We start from the raw sequence: 21,677 nt of genomic DNA, 5'->3' as shown, positions 1-21,677 counted from the left end.
TACTGTCTATTCTTCCCACGAAAAAGAGTGCCCAAACCCTTGGAGTTACTTTGGTCCCGTACTTGGACGGCATGCCGAAGGGCTGCTTAAGTTGTTCTAACTCTGCGCTCCTCTGCCGTCGCGCGGGCCTCCTGCGGCAAATGCCCCGCTGTTGTGAGCAATTCCCGCAGGGATATCCAGAGAGAGGAACCAATCATTTGCACCTCTGCCCCGCTTGTTTCCAAACTTCCGTCAGGCAAAGCAAGTTTTAGCTGCTTCTGTAATGCATCCACTGTCAGGTTCCGCCCGTTCCAGGCAATCAGTCCGCTGCGGCTGGCGCTATCCCAGCTAACCCGTCCGCCCAGCCGTTCAATGACCGCGCGCAAGGGAACCATGTATTGCCCTTGGCTGATTCTGTATTCTCCCGGGTCCAGTTTGGTCTCCAGCCTGCCCACCTCCAGGACCAGCGGCTTGCCGGAGGCAAATAATCCGGCATTCGGCACAATGTTAGAATGAATCCAGTCCTGTGAAGGTTTCGAGCGGTTGGCGCCTGCCATAGTTGCAGATACTCTGAAGTGTACAGGCTGCTGACTTGCGTCCAGCTGACCAAAGTTATACCCGGCAGCCTTATAACGCTCAATAATCTTGGGCAGTGCTTTGGCACTCTCTTCATGTCCCGCACCGTCATGCAGCAGCAGGATGACTTGGGAGGAAGACATGTCCGCCACCGATCCCTGCAGGATTTCCGACGCCGGCACACCCCTGCGTCTGGAATCTCCGCTGTCCACTGTCCAGTCCATTACCGAGTAGCCCGCTTGCTTCAGCAGGTCGAAATAGGTTGCATCAAAATGTCCGAAGGTGCCTCCCGGCGCACGGACAAGCTGTGGACGGACCCCGGTAATCTCTCTGACAATCTCTTCAGTTTTCTTGATTTGCGTCCAAAATTCTGTGAATCCGCTATATAAATCATGATAATTATGATTATAGGTATGATTGCCAATGACATGCCCCTGCTCCCAAATCGCATTAATCAGCTCGGGGCTGCTCCGGGCCCGCTCTCCCAGCACGAAGAAGGTTGCCTTCACCTCCTGCTGGCGCAGTATTTCCAGCACCTTTGCAGTGACTTTGCTGGGCCCGTCGTCAAACGTAAGATATACTGTCTTCTGTGTTTTCTTTGGGGCAGCGGCCACCACAGCTGCTGCGGGTGCAGCCTTGGATTTGACTAACGCTGATATAGCTGCCGAATCTTCTGGATTCTGGAGATTTTGGGTCGATGTTATTGCCGTGGAGACAACCGGGGCTGGTGAGGCAGAGCCTCCTGAATTCACAGCCGGGGCAGGCAAATCTTGCGTCTGGGCAGCCGGCAGATTATTCTTAGAGAGTGCAGGCTCAATTTTACCAGCCTGTAGAGGATACATTTTCGGCGATGCCGAAGACTGTCCAGTTTCCCAATCAGGCTTTACCAATAATATAATTGCCATAGCAAGCAGCCCGCGGATAAGGATCCGGCGGATCTGGGTACTTTTGCTATCTTTCATCTTCTCTACCTCCAGCATTCTATTCACTTCCAGAACCATTTGGTAGATTGTATGAAGACAAGCTTCAAAATAGAATTAGGCATGCGGCCCTTGGAGAGTGACAATATTATGGAAATGTTGAGATGGATACAGGAATTGTTCGCCAGTTACGGATACAGTGTGCTCTTCTTCGGATTGCTGCTGGAATTTATTGCGCTGCCCTTTCCCGGGGAAACAACAATGGCTTTTGCAGGCTTTCTTTCCTATACCGGCAAGCTTGATTTCATGACACTGGTAGTACTGGCTTTTGCAGGTACAACAAGCGGGATGACCATTACTTATTTCGTCGGGCTCAAGGCAGGGATGCCGTTTATCCAGCGCTACGGCAAATGGTTTCTCTTTTCACCGGCCAAGCTGGAGAAAACGCAGCGCTGGTTCGAGCGTTACGGCAGTTTTCTGATCTCGATCGGTTATTTTATTCCCGGCGTCCGGCATTTCACCGGCTATTTCGCCGGTATTATCGCTTTGCCTTTCCGCAAGTTTGCCCTGTATGCTTATGGAGGAGCGCTGCTCTGGGTACTGGCTTTTCTGGGCATAGGCAAATTATTCGGGCCGCAGTGGATGGGCATCTTCCACCTGTTTGAGCTGTATGCCCTATGGATTGTCTCCGGTATCCTGGCTATCGCAGCCCTGATCCTTCTTTACCGCTACCGCCGGGGCATTTCCGCCCGCCTGCTGCGGCGCAAGGTCAAAGGTTAAATCTTAAGCATAATGCAAAAAATATAGAGAGTTTCCGGGGACGCCACGCAACCTGAAACATTAAAAAAGCAGCCGTTTGACGCATCATTCGAAGAACCCTTCGAAGAGCATCGACAGCTGCTTTTCTTATGCAACTCGAGATGAATTTACTGACTTTAAATACGGGACAGACTCTTTCGTTTGCTGCGAACCAGGTAATATCCTCCCAGCAGCAGCGCAATTCCGGCAAAGCCGGCACCTCCGGCAAACCCTAATTGCCGGGGTTTCACGTAGTCAAGCAGCCAGCCTGCGCTTAGCATTGATATCCCAATCAGTGAACCGCCCGCCGCCGACAGCATTCCGAAAATAACCGGCTGCATGGAAGACGGCGTCTCTCTCATCACCAGCGTGTCCAGACAGGCATTGCCAATTCCACCCGATAAAGACAGCAGAATATACAGGAGAAATGCGGCCGCAAAATGGCTGCTGGCACTGATCCCCATCAGCAGCAAACCTTCCGCCAGCAATCCTGCCAGCGCCACCGCGAGCAGCCTCTTCTTCACCAGGCGGCCGGCAAAAAAACTGAGGCTTAGCCCGATGCCAAGTGCCGCATAAAACGCTCCGACTCCGACATCGCCGGCATGAAACACCTGCACGGCATACACACTGATCAGCACATTGTCCCAGCCGTTGATAACCGGCACCAGCAGCTCATAACCAATAATAACCTGCAGCACGAGACTTCCCCCTGCCACGTATTTAAGCGTCCGCAAGCGCCCTTTATCGCCTTGCTTTAGTTCGCTCTGTTCTGCAGAAGAATCATGTTTTGTTCCCGCTTCAGCTTTCCCGGCATTATGCGGAAACTGCAAACCCCATAGCAATAAAGCTGCAACCAGAAAAGATGCGGCGTTCATGACGAATGCCGTCTCCGGCCCGAACCAAAGGGACACCAGCCCTCCCGTAAAGGCCCCTAGAATGAGCACAGAGCCATTCATCAGCTGTTCCAGGCCATTAATGCGGAGCAATGAACCCGGAGCAGCCAGGAGCGGGATAGAAGACTTGCGGACCGGACTGTAAACCGCCTCTCCCGCTGCCAGTATAAAACTGCCTGCATACAGCAGCCACAGCCGGTCCTCCCCATTGATCCAAAGAAAGGATAAGGCTACAGGCACTCGCATAATATCAACGGCTATCATAATCGTTTTGCGCGGCAGCCTGCCAGCCAGCATCCCGCCGAGCGGAGCCATAAAAAGATAGGGCAGCACCCTTACACCAAGCGATATGCCTACCGCCATTCCCGATCCGGTCAGTTGAAGCACCAGCGCCAGCATGGCCACACTGCTGAACCGGTCGCCTATTCCATTGATTAATCCGGCTGCGAACAGCCTGGAATACCCCTGCCCGCCCAGAACAGATAATCCATTTCCGGTTTGTGTCATTTCATGAGCCCTCACAATCGAAATTAAATATATATCTAATTAGATAGTAATCGAATATTATATTTATGACAATGTATTATTTTCTTTCTTTGACCAAGATTATAGAATGAGGGTTGACTGAACTCTCCGGGAAAGAAGGGACTCATCTTTTGAAAATAGATCGTTTGCTCTCCATAGTCATCCTGTTGATGAACCGCCCGCTCATTCAGGCCAAGGAGCTGGCCGACATGTTCGAGGTCTCCGTCCGCACCATCTACCGCGATATCGACAGCATTAACAGTGCTGGCATACCTGTCGTAACCTATCAGGGTGCAAACGGCGGGATTGGCCTCATGGAGGGATACCGCCTGGACCGCAATCTGCTGACGGAGCGTGAGCTGGCCGATATTTTCACCGCTTTGCAAAGCGTCTCTTCCTATGTCGGAGGAGAACACACGCTGCTGATGGAAAAAATCAGCAGTGTAATCCCCCCTGCCCAATCCGCCGCCTTCCGGAGCAAAACAACCCAGTTGATCGTCGATTTCTCTCCTTGGGGATTGAATGGACCCCTGGAAGAGCGGCTAACCCTGCTCAAGGAAGCGCTGGAGGAAGGCGTCACTGTCGCCTTCGAATATGTGAACGCCGACGGCAGGATGAGCAAGCGCTCCGTGGAGCCTTACACGCTGGTGCTCAAAGGGCAAGCCTGGTATTTGTACGGCCTGTGTGCAAAGCAGGGGGAGTTCCGCCTGTTCAAGCTGCTGCGTATGAAAGCGCTGGTGAAGGAAGACCGGGTGTATGTCCGTCAAGATATCCCCTTGAAGGATTTCCCCTGGACTAAAGGATGGATGCGGCCCGCTGACTCACTGCCCGTGGTACTGCATTTCTCGGCGGCAGGCAAACATCTAGCCGAAGATTATTTTGATGCTACTGAACTTCAGCCGGACGGCAGCGGCGGGTACACCGTTAGGGTTCATTATCCGGAGGATAACTGGCTTTACAGCTTTTTGCTGGGATTCGGAACCTCGGTTGAGGTGCTGGAGCCGGAACATATCCGCCTCCGGATGGGCGAGCTCGCTGCAGGCATCGCAGCAAAATACAAATAATTTCCAAACGCTATGTAGATTGAACTTGAGAATATACATTTGGGAAAAGTGCGGAGGGGAATTTTGGAACTGTAGGAGCGATAGCGTCCGCCTGAAAGCTTTCCTACGGAAAGCTTTCAGGCGGACGCATGGGCAAGGTTTGGATTTCTACGGCGATTCGCAGTTAAATTCAGGAAATCCAAACCTAGCAGCGGCCGGAAGTCCAAACATTCTCTGTAGTCACTGCCAGTCCCAAAATAGAAGAATTATAAGTTCAATCTATATAGCAACTCTCCAACAAACCTGACTGAATGCTGTCTAGTTTGATGGTTTATACTGGACTGGAATGCGGGCGGAACTCGTCCCGCGAAATCTAAGGGAGTGTGTTGATATGAATATAGAAAAGACTTCGCCCCATCAACATGAGGCCGTATTCTGCCAGAGCTGCGGAATGCCAATGCCTGAAGCGGAGCTGCTGGGCAGTGAGCAGGATGGCACTAAGAATGAGGATTATTGTATCTACTGTTACGAAGCCGGAGAATTCAAGCAGCCTGAAATAACACTGCAGGGTATGACCGATCTCTGCACCGGATTCATGGTGGAGGAAGGCATGGATGAGGCTGCGGCGCACAAGCTGCTCGCCGAGACGCTTCCTTTACTGAAACGCTGGAAGACGGCAGCCGCGGTGCAGTAAGCGGGGTCTTCTCCATAACAAAAGGGACTAGCCATACACCCGCCGGTGCTGGATAGTCCCTTCTTTAGTACATCACAAGTTATGCCTGTTGAGATTTAACTGCTTGAGGTTGTAAAGACTCGGCTTCTTCCGTCTTCAGAAAGTCCGGCTGCGGTGAAGTCTTCTTGATGAACAAGGCCAGCACCAGAGCCACTACAGTCACCCAGGTTGCCACGGCGAATGCATGGGTAATCCCATTGATTGTCGCTTCCTGTGTAAGTTTGAGCATCGCCGCCTTATCGGTCTGTGAGACAGCGCCGCTGGTTACTGCTTCCGTAATATTGCTCTTCGTGCGGTTGGTCATCAGGCTGACAAACAGCGCCATCCCAAGTGCTCCCCCGACCGTACGCAGCGTGTTCGACATCGCTGTACCGTGCGAGCTGAGCCGCTGCGGCAGCTGGTTAAGTCCGGCTGTCACAATCGGCATCATCAGCATCGACATCCCGAACATCCGCGCCGTATACGTCAGGATCAGATGTGTATAGGTTGTGGAATCCGTAATTTGACTGAATTCCCATGTTGTAATGGTGGTAATCAGCAATCCGATAACCGCCAGCCATCTTGCACCAATCTTATCAAAGATAATTCCGGTGATCGGAGACATAATCCCCATCAGAATGGCACCCGGCAGCAGCATCAACCCGGATTCCATCGGTGTAAAGCCGCGGATGGTCTGAAGATAGATTGGCAGCAGGATCATACCTGCGTACATGGCCATGGTAATAATAATATTGATTACCGTTGTAAGTGAGTACATGTTATAACGGAAAATGCGGAATTCGAGCAGTGGTTTGTCGGCGGTAAGCTCGCGCCATACAAACAGGGCCAATGCCAGGGTTCCGAGGATCAGACAGGCAATAACAGTCGTGCTGCCCCAGCCGTCTGTTCCGGCATCACTGAAGCCGTACAGCAGTCCGCCGAACCCAAGGGTCGAGAACACGATGCCGGTCTTATCCAGCTTCGGAGAAGTCAGCTTCCCGACGTTCTGCATGGTCTTCATCCCAAGCAGTGTGGAGAAAATGGCCAGCGGCAGTACGATAAAGAACAGTACGCGCCAGGAATAGTTTTGCACAACCCAGCCCGAGAGGGTAGGTCCGATCGCCGGGGCAAAAATCATCGCTACCGCCATGAGTCCCATGGCTTTACCGCGTTCTTCAATCGGGAAGATACGCAGGAACACAATGTTCATCAGCGGCATCAGAATTCCAGCACCGACGGCCTGGATTACTCTGCCGACCATAATCATTTCAAATCCGGTTCCGATACCGCAGACAAGCGTACCTATAGAGAATAGTATCATTGCTGTAGTAAACAATTGGCGGGTGGTAAACTTCTCCACCAGATAAGCACTGATTGGAATGAGCACACCGTTCACAAGCATAAACCCTGTGGTCAGCCATTGTGCCGTATTGGCGACAATGTTAAGATCCTCCATCATTTTCGGAAGCGCCACATTCATCAGCGTTTGATTCAACAACGCGACGAAAGCGCCAATTAAGAGCGCTGCGATGATAGGCCCTTTGCGTATAGCCTTAGTTTCCGCAGCAGCGTTAGCAGTTATTGTACTCATGGCTACTTTTTATCTCTCCCTTGTACCAAAATTTTTACGATTTCACCATGAAGCCGCAGCAGTTCCTTGACATCCTCTGGAGGGATGCCGGACAGCGGCTGCAAATGCTTTCTCATGGACTGCTTGCTTCGTTCCCGGATTTCCTGACCTTTGTCCGTCACCGCAAGATTGAATATACGCCGGTCGCTCTGAGAGCGTTGTCTGGTGATCAGTCCTGCCTTTACCATACGGTCAACTACTCCGCTAGCAGCGCTGTTCCCTAAATGGAGCAGGTCGGCAAGCTCGGTAATTCCGATGTCCGGGTGCATGGCCAATTTGCGCAGCACCATCAGTTGGGTGGAGGTAATCTGCAGCTCCTCTGCGTCCTTCCACAAAAGCTGCTGGAAATTATGATTGATACAGCGGAAAGAGCTCAGAATATCATCAAGCTGCTGTTCTTTTTCCTCCAACACCATCACCCCGTTAGTTTGATAAATAAATACTTCGTATACGAACTATTTTACTATTTACCTATTTATCCGTCAATCAAATTACTGAAAATTTCTGAAAAACTCTTTCTTTGTTTCATTTAACTAACATGCTCTGCCGCCCCGGAATAGACACCCTTCCAGAGTGCCCAGCTTTGGGGATTTTAGATATAATTCAGATGGATGACAATACTCGAAAGCGGTGATTGTGCAATGAATCCTGAACAGCGAAAAATTTGGAGTGACGGACATAAAACTTTAACGGGACTCTTGAAGCGGCCGGAGGAGCATGAGAATGCGGTTGCTTTATTCCTGAGATTGCATGCCTCTCTTTACGCGTCAAACGGGGAACATCCGGAGCAGCCAACCTTTGAAGACGAACTTCTGAAAGATATCCGCGAGTCGACCCTGCGCAGCTATCCGGTACATACCCCCGGCAGTAAAAATTCTATAGTGTGGCATCTTTGGCACAGTGCGAGAATTGAAGATATCACAATGAATATTCTTGCCGCCGGCAGCGGGCAGATTCTTCACGAGGCGAATTTTACCGACAAATTACAGACAGTTTACATCCATTCAGGCAATGGCATGACCGATGAGGAAATTTCCGGTTTCAGCTCGTCGGTTCATATCGAGTCTTTATTGGAGTACAGGAGAGCGGTTGCCGGCAGAACGCGGAGCATCATATCTTCATTGAGTTCCGAGCAATTGAGGGCGAAGCTGAGTCCTGCCAGGATCAGAAGAATATCAGAAGAAGAGGCGGTAAAAGATACGGAGCAATGGCTGATTGACTACTGGGGAAATAAAAACATCGCCGGTCTGGTGCTGATGCCTGCCACAAGGCATAATTTCATCCACCTCAACAAGGCGATGCGCGTAAAGCTTAAACTTCAGAAATAAGATCATTCAAATGTTTCTTATAAATTAAAGCGGGCCCGGGAGAATTGCCCCGGACCCGCTGTTTAATGTGGATTGCACTTTATGGATTGTACTTTTCTTATATCCCGCTCCCTAAGCTCCCCACCACCACCGGCCGCTGTGGTCCTGAGATTTCAGCAGGCGTTGAACTACTGCCGCTTTCCAGACCGCAGGCGATCGACATCATCAGTTTGATCCGGTTGGCCTGGTTCACTACACTGACCCCGGCATCATAATCAATAGCTGCGATATTGGCCCCGGGATACAGCTCCTTCAGTCCTTTGATAGAGCCGCGTCCGGTAATATGGTTCGGCAGACAGGCAAACGGCTGGATGCAGACAATGTTATTCACACCGTTATCCAGCAAATCCATCATCTCCGCCGTCAGGAACCAGCCTTCGCCCATCTGATTGCCGACAGACACAAGCCGGCTGGCCTTCTCCGCGAGGCCGTAAATATTCTCGCGGCCTTTGGCCAGTCCCGCTTCCTCCAGCGCCACTTTAACCGGCTTGCGGTAGATTTCCAGGTACGAGATCAGCATGGGATTGATGTATCCCAGCTTCTTGCTTTTGCCGAATTGCTCCGCTTTGTAGATCGGATTGTACACGCAATAAAAGATAAAATCGAGGAAGTCCGGCATTACTGCTTCGCCGCCTTCGGCTTCGATCATCTCAATGATCCGGTTGTTGGCGTCGGGATGGAACTTAATCAGTATTTCGCCGACAATGCCCACCCGCGGCTTCACTGCCGGTGTGACCGCCAGGCGGCTGAACTCGGCGACGATCTCGCGGATCACCCGCTTATACTCCCGGAAGGAGAACGTCGACAAGCTGCTCTTGCAGCGCTCCATTCCTTTGCGGTAGAGGGCTTCCGTGCTTCCCGGAATCCGCTCATAGGGTCTGAAGCGGTGTAGCAGCCGCATCATCAGATCACCATAGCAGGCAGCGGCGATCAGCCGGTTCGCCAGCTTGAGGTGGATGCGGAAGCCCGGCTGATTCTCCATCCCTGAAGCATTGAGAGAGATGACCGGAATTTGCCCCAGGTCGGAATCCTTCAGCGCCTTGCGCAGCAGCGAGATATAGTTGGTAGCCCGGCAGCCCCCGCCTGTCTGCGACATGATGACCGCCGTCCGGTTAGGATCGTAGTCCCCGCTCTTCAGAGCCGAGAGGATTTGCCCGATGGTGACAATCGCCGGATAACATGCATCATTATTGACGAATCTGAGGCCTTCCTCGGTCTCCTGCGGACCGGTGGTTTCCAGTACCTTGAGACGGTACCCGGCGTCACGGAAGACGCGTTCGAACAATTCAAAGTGAACCGGCGACATCTGCGGCGCCAGAATGGTATAGGTCTCCTTCATTTCCTTCGTAAACGGAACGTTGGCCTGTGTCTTATAGAGGATCTGCGGCTGCACATCGCCCTTCTCACGCTCACGCATCGCTGCCTGCAGCGACCGCAGCCGGATACGCGCAGCGCCGAGATTGCTGATCTCATCAATCTTGATCAGGGTGTATACCTTGTTGTGGCGCTCCATAATCTCCTGCACGGCATCGCAAGTGATCGCGTCGATGCCGCAGCCAAAAGAGGTGAGCTGCACCAGCTCCAGATCATTTCTGCCGGCTGCAAGGCGGGCGGCACGGTACATCCGGGCGTGGTACGTCCATTGATTCACCACAGCCACATCGCCTTCGCTGCGGTCCAGATGGCAGACCGAATCCTCGGTCAGCACGGCGAGCCCCATTCCGGTAATCATATCGGCGATGCCGTGATTGATTTCCGGATCGGCATGGTAGGGATGGCCGCAGAGCAGAATCCCCTTTGTCCCGGTGGAGGTCAGAAACGCCAGCGTTTCTTCGCCCTTCGTACGCAGATCATTTTTGGCTTGCTCAGCTTCGGCAATTCCAGCCTGTACCGCTGATGCTATCTCTTCTCTCGGAATATCCATAAAGGTCTTGATCAGGCTCTTGGTCAGGGCCGAAATATCGTCGAAGGTCAGAAACGGGCTGACGAGCGGAACCCCACTTTCCTTGAGACCATCCATATTATTGCGGATAACCTCAGGATAAGAAGCAACCACCGGGCAGTTGAAGTGATTCTGTGCCGCATCGTCCTCCTTCTTCTCATACACAACCGCCGGATAAAAGATAAAATCGACGCCTTTGCCGATCAGGCTCTGCACATGTCCATGGGCCATCTTCGCGGGATAGCAGATCGATTCCGAAGGAATCGTATCCATTCCGCTCTCATACAGCTTCTTGCTGGACTTCGGCGACAACACTGTCCGGTAGCGCAGTGTTGTAAAAAAGGTGTGCCAGAACGGATAATTCTCGAACATATTCATGGTCCGCGGAATGCCGACGGTGCCCCGCTCTGCCTGTTCTTCCGGCAGCCCTTCATAGTCAAAGAACCGTTCATATTTATACTGCATCAGGTTCGGCAGGTTGTTCTTCTCTTTCTTGCCTCCCGCACCGCGTTCGCAGCGGTTGCCTGTAACGTGAAAGCTCTTATCGGGGAAACGGCTGATGGTCAGTGCGCAATTGTTGGCGCAGCGGCTGCAGCGGCCCGGCGATACCTGATATTGGAAGGTTTCCAGCTCTTCCGGGCCAAGAATCGTGCTGAAGCCGTCCAAGCCGGCATGTTCTCTGGCAATAATCGCACAGCCGTAGGCTCCCATAACACCGGCAATATCAGGTCTGACCACAGTCCGGCCAGTCAGCAGCTCAAAGGCCCGCAGTACGGCTTCGTTATAAAAGGTGCCACCCTGCACAATGATATTGCGCCCGAGGTCCTCGGGGTTGCGGATTTTGATAACCTTTTGCAGGGCGTTCTTGATTACGGAATAGGCGAGTCCTGCGGACAGATCAGCCAGGGAAGCCCCTTCCTTCTGCACCTGCTTCACCTTGGAATTCATAAATACGGTACAGCGCGAGCCCAGATTCACCGGTTTGCTAGACTCCAGCGCGGACTTGGCAAATTCCTCGATACCGAGCTCCAGCGCGGAGGCGAAGCTCTCAAGAAAAGAGCCGCAGCCCGCCGAGCAGGCCTCATTCAGCATCAGGCTGTCAATTGCCCCTCCGCGGATCTTGATGCATTTCATATCCTGTCCGCCGATATCCAGAATAAAGTCCACCTCAGGCATGAACTTGGACGCAGCCTTATAGTGGGCCACTGTCTCCACTTCACCGCCGTCGGTACGAAGCCCGGCCTTAACCAATCCTTCGCCATAACCGGTCGCATAGGAGCCGGCAATATAGCAGCCTTCCGGCAGAATCCGGTAAATCTCCTTCAGTGCATCGGTGACGGACTGCAGCGGATTGCCTTTGTTGCTTCCGTAAAAGGTATAGAGAATTTCATCGGCGGCGCCGGTAATAACAAGCTTTGTTGTCGTCGAACCGGCATCAATGCCGAGATAGCAAGGTCCGCGGTATGAAGCCAGCTCAGCGCGGGCAACCGAGGCCCTGCCATGGCGGAGCCGGAACTCGGCTAAATCCTGCGCCGTCTCAAACAGAGGCGCCAGTTCAGCATCCTCTGCACGGTCCGCCTTGAAGTCCACCGCTTCAATCCGTTCCAGCCAGCCGGATAGCGGCAGCACGAGCTGATCGCTCTGTGACAGCGCCGAACCAATCGCCACAAAATATTGCGAGCGTTCCGGGAAGAGCACCTCCCCTTCCCTCAGCCCCAGCGTCTCCGCGAAACGCTCCCGCAAGGCGGGCAGAAACGTCAGCGGTCCGCCCAGGAAAGCCACCCGCCCGCGAATCGGACGGCCGCAGGCGAGGCCGCTGATCGTCTGGTTCACGATACTCTGGAAGATCGAAGCCGCGACATCCTCACGCCGCGCCCCTTCGTTCAGCAGCGGCTGTACATCGCTCTTGGCGAATACGCCGCAGCGCGAGGCGATCGGGTAGATCCGCTCATGCTTCTCTGCCAGCGTATTCAGTCCGGCAGGGTCAGTCTGCAGCAGCGAAGCCATCTGGTCGATGAACGCTCCGGTGCCGCCGGCGCAGGCGGTATTCATGCGCTGTTCGATGCCGCCGCTTAAATAAATAATCTTGGCGTCCTCCCCGCCAAGCTCAATCGCCGTATCGCATCCTGGAATCAGCTCGCTGATCGCTTTGGTGCAGGCGATGACCTCCTGGACAAAGGGTACTCCGCCAAGCTTTGATAAGGACAACCCCGAGGAACCGCTTACAGTCAATGCTGCCTCTCTATCCGGGAACCTGTGCTGTACGTCTGACAGGAGGGATAGAGCCGCTTTTTTTATATCGCTATAATGTCTCACGTAATCCTGATAAATAATTGTACTTCGTTCCATAACAACCAATTTGGCCGTAGTTGATCCGACGTCCAGCCCAATACGCAGTATCATCATGCCATCACCATGCCTTGCTCCAAATTTGAAGTAATATGAGGCAACTATATCATGAGAGCGCATTAGGAAGGCTGTTAAAAATGTAACAGACATTTACAATTCACTACTAGCATACTTAATTATTTCGTGATTTCACTCAATGCTGTCTCCACATGACCTTTAACACGAATTTTTCTCCACGCCGCCGCAAGCTTGCCTTGCTCATCTATAAGAAAGGTGGAGCGCACGATGCCCATAAACTCCTTGCCGTACAGCTTTTTGAGCTGCCACACCCCGAATATCTCGCTTACACTATGCTCCTCGTCGGACAAGAGCGGAAAAGGCAGGCTGTTCTTCAGGGCAAACTTAGCGTGCGAGGCCAGATTGTCGGCACTGATTCCGAGTACCACGGCACCCTGCGCAGCAATCCGGTCGTGGGCGTCACGGAAATCGCAAGCCTCCTGTGTGCAGGCGGGTGTCATATTCTTCGGGTAAAAATAAAGCAGCACCTTGCGGCCGCGATATTGGCTTAAGCTGATGTTCCGGCCCGTGGAGGCGGGAAGGCTGAAGTCAGGGACTTCATCACCGATTTCGATTTCCTTCATTTATGCTTCACTCCTAAAGTTATTGGGGGAATAATCCGAAATTGCTTGTATTCCTAAAAGAAATTATAATGTAGAGAATGCAAATGTGAAAGGAAGAACGAAATGCCTCCAAGAAAGAAACGGCACGTAAAAGCCGGCAAATCGAAGAAGAAACCGCTGCTCTGGACTCTGGCAATTATACTTCTCCTAGTGATCGGCGGAATTGTCTACTATTTCTCCTCTGTCTACAACCAGCTCGACAATATGCACAAGACGGGTGATAAATCGCCGTTCGCGTCTGTTCCCTCCCCTTCGGCGGATATAGCTGAGCCTCCTAAATGGGAAGGCACGGAGCCTGTAAATATCCTGCTTATGGGCGTGGATGCCCGTGGTGTGAAGAAAGGGGAAGTCCCGCGCTCGGATACGATGCTGGTTGCCTCCCTTGATCCGGTGCGAAAGAAGTTCTATGTCTTCTCCATTCTCCGGGATACCTATGTATCTATACCAGAACATGGCAAAGACCGTATTAATTCGGCAATTACACACGGACCCAATACGGCGATGCAGACAGTAAGCGACTTGCTGGGCATCCCGATTCAATATTATGTCTATACCGATTTCCAGGGCTTCATCAAACTGGTGGATGCCGTCGGCGGGGTGGATTACGAAGTTGAAAAAGACATGGTCTATAAGACAAAAGCTGACGGGCCGGAATTCGACATTGATCTGAAGAAAGGCTTTCAGCATCTTGACGGCAACATGGCGCTGCAATATGTGCGTTTCCGTCATGATAAGACATCCGACTTCACCCGGACGGAACGGCAGCGGGGTTTCCTCAAAGCTGTTGCGGACAAGGTGATCAGCACCACTTCCATTCTTAAACTGCCTAACATATTGTCTGAGGTGATCCCATACATCGATACCAACATGGAAATCAGCGATATGTGGAAGCTTGCCACCGTCGGTTATGACGGCTCGATGGGCGGCAGTGAGCAAATACCGCCGATGAACTTGCTGACTGAAGAGACAACAAGCGGAGGCTCCTCCGTTATTGGCATCAGCAGTGAAGATAAACTGAAGCAATTCGTGCAGGATACCATTACTGCACCTGAGCCGACGCCATCGACTGAGGCTTCCCCGGACAGCAGTCCGTCCGCTAGCGCAGAGAACAATTAAATCAACAACCCATGCTTGGCCTCAGGACGGGCGAACAGCGGCATCCGCCGCCAGTTCGCCCGTTCCCTTGCCCCAAGACATATGAAAGGATGATTATTCATGAACCGTACCACATCAGAACAGTTGTATCAGGAAGCCCTTCAGCATATCGTCGGAGGCGTCAATAGCCCCTCCCGGTCCTTCAAGGCTGTTGGCGGCGGCGCGCCGGTATTTATGAAACGCGCGGGTGGCTCACGCTTCTGGGACGAGGACGGCAACGAGTACATCGATTACCTCGCAGCCTACGGGCCGATTATTACCGGCCATGCCCATCCACATATCACAGCGGCGATTACGGAAGCCGCACAGAATGGCATCCTGTATGGCACACCCACCCAGCTTGAGATCAAGCTGGCCAAAATGCTCAAGGAAGCAATCCCTTCGATGGATAAAGTGCGGTTCGTCAACTCCGGCACGGAGGCCGTAATGACCACAATCCGGGTGGCCCGCGCTTATACCAAGCGCAGCAAGATCGTGAAATTCGCCGGCTGCTACCATGGCCACTCCGACCTAGTGCTGGTCGCTGCCGGCTCCGGCCCTTCCACACTGGGCATTCCTGACAGCGCCGGAGTTCCCGGCAGCATCGCCCAGGAAGTCATCACCGTTCCGTTCAACGATCTTGGCGGACTGCGCGAGGCGCTGGAGAAATGGGGTGCTGACGTAGCCGCTGTTATGGTGGAACCGATCGTCGGCAACTTCGGTATGGTTATGCCGGAGCCAGGTTTCCTGGAGGGGCTGTGCAAGCTGGCCCATGATAACGGATCGCTTGTCATTTATGACGAGGTCATCACCGCTTTCCGTTTCCATTACGGTTCTACTCAAACTTATGCAGGCCTTGATAATCACGAAGACATTACACCTGACCTGACCGCGCTCGGCAAAATCATCGGCGGCGGTCTTCCGATCGGCGCTTACGGCGGCCGCAAGCATGTGATGGAGCAGGTTGCGCCGCTCGGTCCGGCATACCAGGCCGGAACTATGGCCGGCAACCCTGCCTCCATCTCAGCAGGTATCGCCTGTCTTGAGGTGCTGCAGGGTGAAGGGGTGTATGAGGAAATGGAACGGCTCGCCATCCGGCTGACAGAGGGACTGCAGCAATCGGCAGACCGTCACGGCATTCCGCTGACGATCAACCGGATCCGCGGGGCGTTCTCCACCCATTTCTGCGCTCATCCGATCACCAATTATGAGGAAGCCCAAGATACAGACGGCGAAATGTTCGCCAGCTTCTTCCGCCATATGCTGAACCGCGGGATCAACCTTGCCCCGTCCAAATATGAGGCCTGGTTCTTGACCACAGCGCATACGGATGCCGATATTGACGCAACACTGGAAGCTGCAGAAGCTTCCTTCCAGGCAATGTCGGCAGAGAAATAATCTTTAACACCTGCCCGGCTGCAACACTGATTACTTAAGCTTACTAGACCTGCTTCCATTAACAAATTCAAACCCACTGCGGCAAGCCGCAGTGGGTCATTTGCATTGCCGGATTCAGGTGTGAGAATCAAGCCAGCTGATCAATAGAAATCAATCTGCTTGTCCAGTTTGACCTCTTCGAACGCGGGACGCTGGAATCTGCTGCTTCCGGGCACCAGAGAAAACTGTGTGGTGCTGAGATCGTCCGGAAGCGGCGGAGAGATCATGAACTGCATGTGAACATGCGCTCCGCCGCCGTTTGCACCGTGATTTTCTACTTCATAGCTTGTCTCACTTAGAACAGCAAGCTTAAGCATGGGATTAATATGGACACGCTCCACCGTTTCTTTCAAGCACTTGATTTCCAGGGTGACGATGCTTAACTTCTCATACTGCATGGAGTGGGTCAGCATATATTCAAAATCGCCATCCAGCGTAGTCTTCATTATTGCCAGCACCCCCAGCAGCGGCCCGGGCTCATCCCAGAAATGCCGTCTGGGCCGGGCTTCGTTCAGATTGCTTAGAATCAGCGATATTTCCGAAACCTCAAGACCAGACTCCACCGCCAGCTGATTCATGGCTTCCTCTTCCGGAAAAAGCCCCCTCCCTCCGGAGAGCGCCTTGCGCTGCTGCACCAGTCTTAAGATCTGTTCATCAATTACTCTGGCCTCATCATTATAATCATTCGGTATTCCCCGTAGTGGCATCCTGCTCCAGCCCATTTCTTTCCCCTCCCGGATTCAGTGTAATCTGTTAACATCCTATCTACGATTGTTCTATTGTATCATTTTTTCCATTTATAAGAAATTCAGATACACAGCACAAAAAGCTGTCATCCCTAAGGACAACAGCTTTCTGCCATCAACAACTCTCTTCAGTTTGCTTTCTGATCATATAGGCTGCGGATTTCTACATCCTGCGGAAGCTTGAACGGATTCTCCTGGTTGATCCGGTCATAGAACATAATCCCGTCCAGGTGGTCCATTTCATGCTGAATCACAATGGCCTGGTAACCCTTGAACTTCAGGACGACTTCCTTGCCGCTCAGATCATAGCCCTTTACTTTTACCGTCTCATATCTCGGAACAAAACCATGAACCGGGCGGTCCACAGACAGGCAGCCCTCGCTCTCCGGCAAATACACCATCGCCAGCGAATGGCTGATGATCTTGGGATTCACCCAGGTATGCTCCACAATCTTGCCCTTGTCATCCTTCAGGTACATCACGAACATCCGCTTCTGAAGGCCGATCTGGTTCGCGGATAAGCCAATGCCGGAACGCAGCTTATGTTTGGCGGAAGCCTCCGGGTCCTGGCTGTTCTTCAGAAACTGCATCATGCATTGCAGCGCTTCACGGTCAGTATCCTGCAGCGGCAGCTGTACCGGCTCGGTTACACTGCGGAGAATAGGATGACCTTCCCGTATAATATCATCCATCGTGATCACATAATCTGCACTATATTTTGTACTAGACAACAACACTCATCCACCTTTGCCATGCGGGCTAAATTCATAATGATGATTTATAAATTGCAACTTGCACCTATAAGTATTTGCTCAAGGCGTTACACTATTATCTTATGCAGCTTTATGGATTTATGAAAGCAGTCTTCAACTGGCTGCTGTATTTCACGTCGAAACCGAGTCCCGTAGCAAGTGCGGCAAGCGGCAGGTAAGTTTTCTCCTCTTTGCCGACATTTTGCAGAAACGCCGGTGTATCAATTGCTTGATCTTCCCCGTTGACCTTAATATACTTCGAGCCAATGGTAATAACCACCGTCCGGTCACCGTAAACAATTGTTGCGCTGGCTGTCTTCCTGTCCCACTTTCCACTGGCACCCACAGCATTAAGAACATCGCGCAGTGCGAGAAAGTTCTGGCCGTTCTTAATGACTGGCTTATTTGGGGTATTAAGCTCTGTGCCTTTTACCACAATCGACATCGGTGCCGAACCCGGCGCTGTTGCAAGAGCAGACGGTGTGCGGTATTCTCCCCACTGCAGTTCTGCAAACACCCGGGCGATTTTCTCATACCCCAGCTGTGTGGGATGAAAATCCAACGATATGATATGTGTCAGCGAGCCCTCAAGACCCACGAATTGTTTGGCAATATGGGCTACCCGCACCGGTGCTCCGGTCTGGTCGAAACTGGCCGCAATACTGTCCGCCATGGCTGTCAACCGCTCCGCTGCGCCCATCAGCTTGGGATAGGCCTCTTTTACCGCAAATTTGGGAGCCGGCTGATACTGGTCGGCTAGCAGAATGGTTGCTTGCGGGTTCACGGCACGGATGTTCTCAAGCGCTGTCTTCACATTCGTATTGTAGGCGCTCAAACGCTGCTCCAGCTGAGCCTGGAAATCTTCATCCGTCAGTTGCTTGTACTGAAGGAATAGGCTGCTGACATCATTTCCGCCGATCGTGACTGTAATTAGATCCGCCTGAGCAAGCTCGGTCCGAATCTGCGGAGTCAGTGCCGCAAACTGCTCTATCCGCGGATCGGGCAGCCCTGCCTGAATACCCTCAGCTGTAATCACAGCCCCGTCTTTAATCGCTCCGGTATAATTAAGCAGCCCTGTTGAGGTTAGCCCCAGAATACCGTAATTGCCGAGTGTGCTTCTTCCATGATAATACCCCTGTTCCAGCAGTCTTTCTGCGTAACCGTAGGGTTTCACGTTTACATCGGTCATCCCCGGCTCATATCCGGCAGTTATCGAATCTCCCAGTGCTACAATGCGAAAGATATCCTGCTCCGCTCCCTGGGTTGCTGCAGCAGCCTCCTCGGCCTTGGCGTATCCTGCACCTGCGCTAACCAGTATGGCGAGCAGCAGCAGACCGCTTGTTCCGGCAGCCGCTATTTTCCTCCATGTATTCAGCATCGTTCCCCTCCTAAAAGTAATATAATTCCATTCTAACATTCGGCCGCTCTGCGCAGAAGAGCGGTTTCCCGTTCGGGAAACCGCTCCTGCTGTTGGCCCGGTGACTTATTCCTGTCCGCTGCCGGACCCGGTGCTGTTCTTTGTACCCTCGGCGTTGCGGGGAGCATGGCTCTTCCCTGCACGCTCCAGATATCTGTCATAACGGTCATCCAGTTCATAAGCTATTTTACGGTAGCGCAAGGTTTCTTCTACGATAGGATCGAGTGTAGTCTGGATCCGGATTTCATACTTGGGCGAGATTTGACGGATTTCTTTGTCCTTGTTGTCGCCCTGCTCCATGTCCCCGTCTTCCAAAAGCTCACTGAGCTTGCGCTCCAGATCATCATTACTGCTCATGGTTCCAGTTGCCTCCTTAAAGCTAAAATCCCGTTGCTTTGGCTTCCTTCAGGGATGAAACCAGATAATCATGAATTTTACCGTTGCTCGCCACAACATGGCGAGTGCCGATGTCATAAGGATTACCCAAGGTATCGGTAACCTTGCCGCCGGATTCCCTAACGAGCAGCACGCCCGCTGCGCAATCCCAAGGACTCAGGCCGACCTCCCAGTAACCATCCACCCGGCCAACCGCCACGTAGGCCAGATGCAACGCAGCTGAACCTCCGGCACGGATGCCGCGGACCTGAGGCAGAATCTGCTGCAGTCCCGCCATATTTGCCGGCTGTGCAAAGGTGCGGTCCGGTGGAAAACCCATCGCAATAAGACTGTCCCCAGGCACCGTCTCGGCAGAAACCGAGGTAGGCACGCCGTGCATGTAAGCTCCTTTACCCTTCTCGGCGACGAACATCTCGTCACGGATAGGGTCGTAAATAACACCAACAGTCAGTTCTCCCTTAACGGCGAGAGCGATGGAAACACAGTAGAACGGAAATCCGTGCACAAAATTGGTGGTGCCGTCAATCGGATCGACAATCCACAGGTATTCGTGTTGGCGTCCCTCTTCCAGAGCGGCGGCAACCGAATCTGTTCCCGGCTGAACACCCTCTTCCCCAAGGATAGCATGGTCGGGATAATGGGTCAGGATCAGCCGGCGGATCATCTGCTCCACGCCTTTATCAACTTCCGTTACCAGGTCCTGGGCCGATGTCTTGCTGCCCAGCTCCTTCACTTGACCTTGTCTGCTCTTGATCCATTCCCCCGCTTTGGCTGCCGCGTTAATCGCTGCCGCCGTGTGCCCCTTACTTGTAACTACATAGGGCTCCCGTTCCTTCCGGTTCTCAGGATTTAAAGGATTCATATCTTCACTCCACTTTCTTTTACTTAATCGCTCTCCCATGAAACATTGCTGCTACACACAGGCTCACTGCTGCTTAAGTTTCATTCAACGTACCTTATTTCAGTCTACTTATCAAGTCAAACCTGCCAGGCTTCCTGCCCAAATCTTCTGGCATGGTGCAGGTTACGGCTCAATATTAATACTCGCCCCGTCCAATATCGTAATTCCGTTGCCGGCCTCCGCCAGCTCCTTCATAGCCTCCATCAGACCAAACAAGGCACCATCCTTCGATTTCGCTTCAATCATGGCATCCACAGCAGGGGTATCGGCTGCAATCCGCTTTAGAAAAGCCAGCAGCGGCGCCGGTTCCACACCATCGGCATGGCTGCGGGGATCAGAAGGACTGCGCGGACTGGAGACATGGATCTTAGGCGGCAGCAGTTCACCTGGAAGCACATCCTTCAGTGCCAGCGGACTCTTCCAGGTCTTCTGAATCTCCGGCCACAGCTCCCATGGAAGCTCGCCTTCATTATTCACCCACTGGTGATGAATATCGAGCACCATCGGCAGCCCGAGACTACGGGCAACCTCCAGCGTCTCCCGCGCGTTAAATGTCTTATCGTCGTTCTCGAGCGTAATCCGCTCCTGCAGTTCAGGCGCAAGCCCTGCAAACTGCTCCCGGAACCGCGCTGCCGCCACAGGCTTGTCCCCATAGGCTCCGCCGATATGAATGTTGCTCTTGGCCGTTGCCGGCAGCCCCATTGCAACGAGCATATCCGTATGATGCTGCAAATCACGGATAGAACTCGCCAGCACCTCAGGACGGGGCGTGCTGAGCACCGTAAAGTGATCAGGATGAAAGGACACCCTCATCCCGTGCTTCTTCACATAGCTGCCCACTTCGGCAAACTCTTCAGCCAGTACGGCCAACGGGTTCCAGTCCCGCAGATCAGGATGCGTTGCCAGCGGAATCAGCTTGGAAGTCATGCGGTACACCATAATATCTGAGCCGGCATTATGCTTCAGGAGGCGCAGCGTATTATGCAGGTTCATCTTCGCAAGGGTCGCCAGACGCCGCAGCCCGGCTTCACGGTCGTTCAGCTTCGCAAAGCTTGCCATCGTCATTGTCTTGGATGGTGAACAGTCTGGGATGACAGTGGACATGGCTACATATCCGAAGCGGACAATCATCCTTCTTCTCCGAAGAACATCTCATAGGCAAGCGCCGTCTGCACCCGCGACTCTTCTTCGTTCAGCTTGCGTACCAGCTCCATCTCGACCGCTGTAACCTCATTGCCCTGGAAGTTGATCTCCGCGATCGAAGCGGAGATCTTGACGATCGCCACAGCCACATTCTCCGGTGTATAGGCAATAACCTTCTGGCCGGTCGGATACACGCGAAACCCCTGCTTCACCATCTTGGTGCGGCCGTACTCGAGCAGTTCATACAGCTCCTGCTCATTCTTGAACTTGCAGACCGAATTGAATTCCGATTGAAACCCCATGCTGTTGTCTCTCCTTTCCGGCCGGAAGGACCCCG

The 21,677-nt window shown here is 52.8% G+C and carries 19 protein-coding genes; 6 read left to right on the top strand and 13 right to left on the bottom strand.

The genetic code is table 11. The features are described from left to right. Window positions 1–86 precede the first annotated feature (86 nt). A complete protein-coding gene (locus NST07_RS03130; RefSeq protein WP_341089650.1) occupies window positions 87–1,517 on the bottom strand; it encodes a polysaccharide deacetylase family protein in 1,431 nt (476 codons plus the stop codon). A gap of 108 nt (window positions 1,518–1,625) precedes the next feature. Here NST07_RS03130 and NST07_RS03125 point away from each other — a divergent pair, with 108 nt between their 5' ends. After that, complete coding sequence (locus tag NST07_RS03125; RefSeq protein ID WP_341089648.1) at window positions 1,626–2,255, top strand: DedA family protein; 630 nt, start codon at window positions 1,626–1,628, stop codon at window positions 2,253–2,255. A 155-nt stretch (window positions 2,256–2,410) separates the two neighbouring features. On the opposite strand, the gene NST07_RS03120 is transcribed toward NST07_RS03125, so the two are convergent. Then, complete coding sequence (locus NST07_RS03120; RefSeq protein WP_341089646.1) at window positions 2,411–3,673, bottom strand: MFS transporter; 1,263 nt, start codon at window positions 3,671–3,673, stop codon at window positions 2,411–2,413. A gap of 149 nt (window positions 3,674–3,822) precedes the next feature. Between NST07_RS03120 and NST07_RS03115 the strand changes: the two genes are divergently transcribed. Both NST07_RS03115 and NST07_RS03110 read left to right on the top strand, forming a co-directional pair. Continuing rightward, window positions 3,823–4,755: a YafY family protein gene (locus NST07_RS03115; RefSeq protein ID WP_341377216.1), complete on the top strand. Its 933-nt coding sequence runs from the start codon at window positions 3,823–3,825 to the stop codon at window positions 4,753–4,755. 370 nt (window positions 4,756–5,125) lie between these two features. After that, window positions 5,126–5,428: a zinc ribbon domain-containing protein gene (locus tag NST07_RS03110; protein ID WP_341377215.1), complete on the top strand. Its 303-nt coding sequence runs from the start codon at window positions 5,126–5,128 to the stop codon at window positions 5,426–5,428. Window positions 5,429–5,507: 79 nt separating this feature from the next. Here the strand turns inward: NST07_RS03110 and NST07_RS03105 are convergent, their stop codons facing one another. Then, on the bottom strand, window positions 5,508–7,037 hold the full coding sequence (locus NST07_RS03105) for a DHA2 family efflux MFS transporter permease subunit (RefSeq protein WP_341089643.1): 1,530 nt from the start codon (window positions 7,035–7,037) through the stop codon (window positions 5,508–5,510). 2 nt (window positions 7,038–7,039) lie between these two features. Then, a complete protein-coding gene (locus NST07_RS03100) occupies window positions 7,040–7,486 on the bottom strand; it encodes a MarR family transcriptional regulator (protein WP_341089642.1) in 447 nt (148 codons plus the stop codon). A 231-nt stretch (window positions 7,487–7,717) separates the two neighbouring features. Here NST07_RS03100 and NST07_RS03095 point away from each other — a divergent pair, with 231 nt between their 5' ends. Further along, the gene (locus NST07_RS03095) at window positions 7,718–8,404 is read left to right on the top strand and encodes a DinB family protein (protein ID WP_341377214.1); all 687 of its coding nucleotides are present in this window, start codon (window positions 7,718–7,720) and stop codon (window positions 8,402–8,404) included. Between the two features lie 97 nt (window positions 8,405–8,501). Here the strand turns inward: NST07_RS03095 and NST07_RS03090 are convergent, their stop codons facing one another. After that, window positions 8,502–12,791 carry an acyl-CoA dehydratase activase-related protein gene (locus NST07_RS03090; protein ID WP_342481024.1) on the bottom strand — a complete coding sequence of 1,430 codons (4,290 nt, stop codon included), beginning with the start codon at window positions 12,789–12,791 and terminating at the stop codon, window positions 8,502–8,504. Window positions 12,792–12,910: 119 nt separating this feature from the next. After that, a complete protein-coding gene (bcp, locus tag NST07_RS03085; protein WP_341089638.1) occupies window positions 12,911–13,375 on the bottom strand; it encodes a thioredoxin-dependent thiol peroxidase in 465 nt (154 codons plus the stop codon). A 102-nt stretch (window positions 13,376–13,477) separates the two neighbouring features. Between bcp and NST07_RS03080 the strand changes: the two genes are divergently transcribed. Continuing rightward, complete coding sequence (locus tag NST07_RS03080; RefSeq protein WP_341089636.1) at window positions 13,478–14,530, top strand: LCP family protein; 1,053 nt, start codon at window positions 13,478–13,480, stop codon at window positions 14,528–14,530. Window positions 14,531–14,629: 99 nt separating this feature from the next. After that, complete coding sequence (locus NST07_RS03075) at window positions 14,630–15,946, top strand: glutamate-1-semialdehyde 2,1-aminomutase (protein ID WP_341089635.1); 1,317 nt, start codon at window positions 14,630–14,632, stop codon at window positions 15,944–15,946. 140 nt (window positions 15,947–16,086) lie between these two features. Here the strand turns inward: NST07_RS03075 and NST07_RS03070 are convergent, their stop codons facing one another. The 7 genes from NST07_RS03070 to NST07_RS03040 form a co-directional block, all read right to left on the bottom strand. Further along, window positions 16,087–16,707 carry a hypothetical protein gene (locus NST07_RS03070; protein ID WP_342481023.1) on the bottom strand — a complete coding sequence of 207 codons (621 nt, stop codon included), beginning with the start codon at window positions 16,705–16,707 and terminating at the stop codon, window positions 16,087–16,089. A 152-nt stretch (window positions 16,708–16,859) separates the two neighbouring features. Beyond that, window positions 16,860–17,423 (bottom strand): peptide deformylase, encoded by a 564-nt coding sequence (def, locus tag NST07_RS03065; protein WP_341097536.1) that lies wholly within the window; start codon window positions 17,421–17,423, stop codon window positions 16,860–16,862. 151 nt (window positions 17,424–17,574) lie between these two features. After that, window positions 17,575–18,861: a stalk domain-containing protein gene (locus NST07_RS03060; RefSeq protein WP_342481022.1), complete on the bottom strand. Its 1,287-nt coding sequence runs from the start codon at window positions 18,859–18,861 to the stop codon at window positions 17,575–17,577. Window positions 18,862–18,966: 105 nt separating this feature from the next. Beyond that, window positions 18,967–19,257 carry a hypothetical protein gene (locus NST07_RS03055; protein ID WP_341089629.1) on the bottom strand — a complete coding sequence of 97 codons (291 nt, stop codon included), beginning with the start codon at window positions 19,255–19,257 and terminating at the stop codon, window positions 18,967–18,969. 22 nt (window positions 19,258–19,279) lie between these two features. Continuing rightward, on the bottom strand, window positions 19,280–20,158 hold the full coding sequence (locus tag NST07_RS03050) for an inositol monophosphatase family protein (RefSeq protein WP_340895002.1): 879 nt from the start codon (window positions 20,156–20,158) through the stop codon (window positions 19,280–19,282). 162 nt (window positions 20,159–20,320) lie between these two features. After that, entirely contained in the window at window positions 20,321–21,328 is a 1,008-nt protein-coding gene (uvsE, locus tag NST07_RS03045) for a UV DNA damage repair endonuclease UvsE (protein ID WP_341089627.1), read from the bottom strand. Further along, entirely contained in the window at window positions 21,325–21,642 is a 318-nt protein-coding gene (locus tag NST07_RS03040) for a hypothetical protein (protein WP_038585586.1), read from the bottom strand. Before NST07_RS03040 ends, uvsE begins: the two co-directional genes overlap by 4 nt. Window positions 21,643–21,677 lie beyond the last annotated feature (35 nt).

This window comes from Paenibacillus sp. FSL L8-0340 (assembly GCF_038593145.1).
Taxonomy (GTDB): Bacteria; Bacillota; Bacilli; order Paenibacillales; family Paenibacillaceae; genus Paenibacillus_AQ.
This window is presented reverse-complemented; position numbering and strand designations above follow the sequence as displayed.

Excerpts from the sequence above, each read along its gene's own strand:
- NST07_RS03120 (WP_341089646.1), bottom strand. The coding sequence starts at position 3,673 with ATGACACAAACCGGAAATGGATTATCTGTTCTGGGCGGGCAGGGGTAT.
- bcp (WP_341089638.1), bottom strand. The coding sequence starts at position 13,375 with ATGAAGGAAATCGAAATCGGTGATGAAGTCCCTGACTTCAGCCTTCCC.
- NST07_RS03090 (WP_342481024.1), bottom strand. The coding sequence starts at position 12,791 with ATGATGATACTGCGTATTGGGCTGGACGTCGGATCAACTACGGCCAAA.
- NST07_RS03125 (WP_341089648.1), top strand. The coding sequence starts at position 1,626 with ATGGAAATGTTGAGATGGATACAGGAATTGTTCGCCAGTTACGGATAC.
- NST07_RS03060 (WP_342481022.1), bottom strand. The coding sequence starts at position 18,861 with ATGCTGAATACATGGAGGAAAATAGCGGCTGCCGGAACAAGCGGTCTG.
- def (WP_341097536.1), bottom strand. The coding sequence starts at position 17,423 with ATGGATGATATTATACGGGAAGGTCATCCTATTCTCCGCAGTGTAACC.
- NST07_RS03080 (WP_341089636.1), top strand. The coding sequence starts at position 13,478 with ATGCCTCCAAGAAAGAAACGGCACGTAAAAGCCGGCAAATCGAAGAAG.
- NST07_RS03095 (WP_341377214.1), top strand. The coding sequence starts at position 7,718 with ATGAATCCTGAACAGCGAAAAATTTGGAGTGACGGACATAAAACTTTA.
- NST07_RS03050 (WP_340895002.1), bottom strand. The coding sequence starts at position 20,158 with ATGAATCCTTTAAATCCTGAGAACCGGAAGGAACGGGAGCCCTATGTA.
- NST07_RS03130 (WP_341089650.1), bottom strand. The coding sequence starts at position 1,517 with ATGAAAGATAGCAAAAGTACCCAGATCCGCCGGATCCTTATCCGCGGG.
- NST07_RS03110 (WP_341377215.1), top strand. The coding sequence starts at position 5,126 with ATGAATATAGAAAAGACTTCGCCCCATCAACATGAGGCCGTATTCTGC.
- NST07_RS03070 (WP_342481023.1), bottom strand. The coding sequence starts at position 16,707 with ATGGGCTGGAGCAGGATGCCACTACGGGGAATACCGAATGATTATAAT.
- uvsE (WP_341089627.1), bottom strand. The coding sequence starts at position 21,328 with ATGATTGTCCGCTTCGGATATGTAGCCATGTCCACTGTCATCCCAGAC.
- NST07_RS03055 (WP_341089629.1), bottom strand. The coding sequence starts at position 19,257 with ATGAGCAGTAATGATGATCTGGAGCGCAAGCTCAGTGAGCTTTTGGAA.
- NST07_RS03040 (WP_038585586.1), bottom strand. The coding sequence starts at position 21,642 with ATGGGGTTTCAATCGGAATTCAATTCGGTCTGCAAGTTCAAGAATGAG.
- NST07_RS03075 (WP_341089635.1), top strand. The coding sequence starts at position 14,630 with ATGAACCGTACCACATCAGAACAGTTGTATCAGGAAGCCCTTCAGCAT.
- NST07_RS03105 (WP_341089643.1), bottom strand. The coding sequence starts at position 7,037 with ATGAGTACAATAACTGCTAACGCTGCTGCGGAAACTAAGGCTATACGC.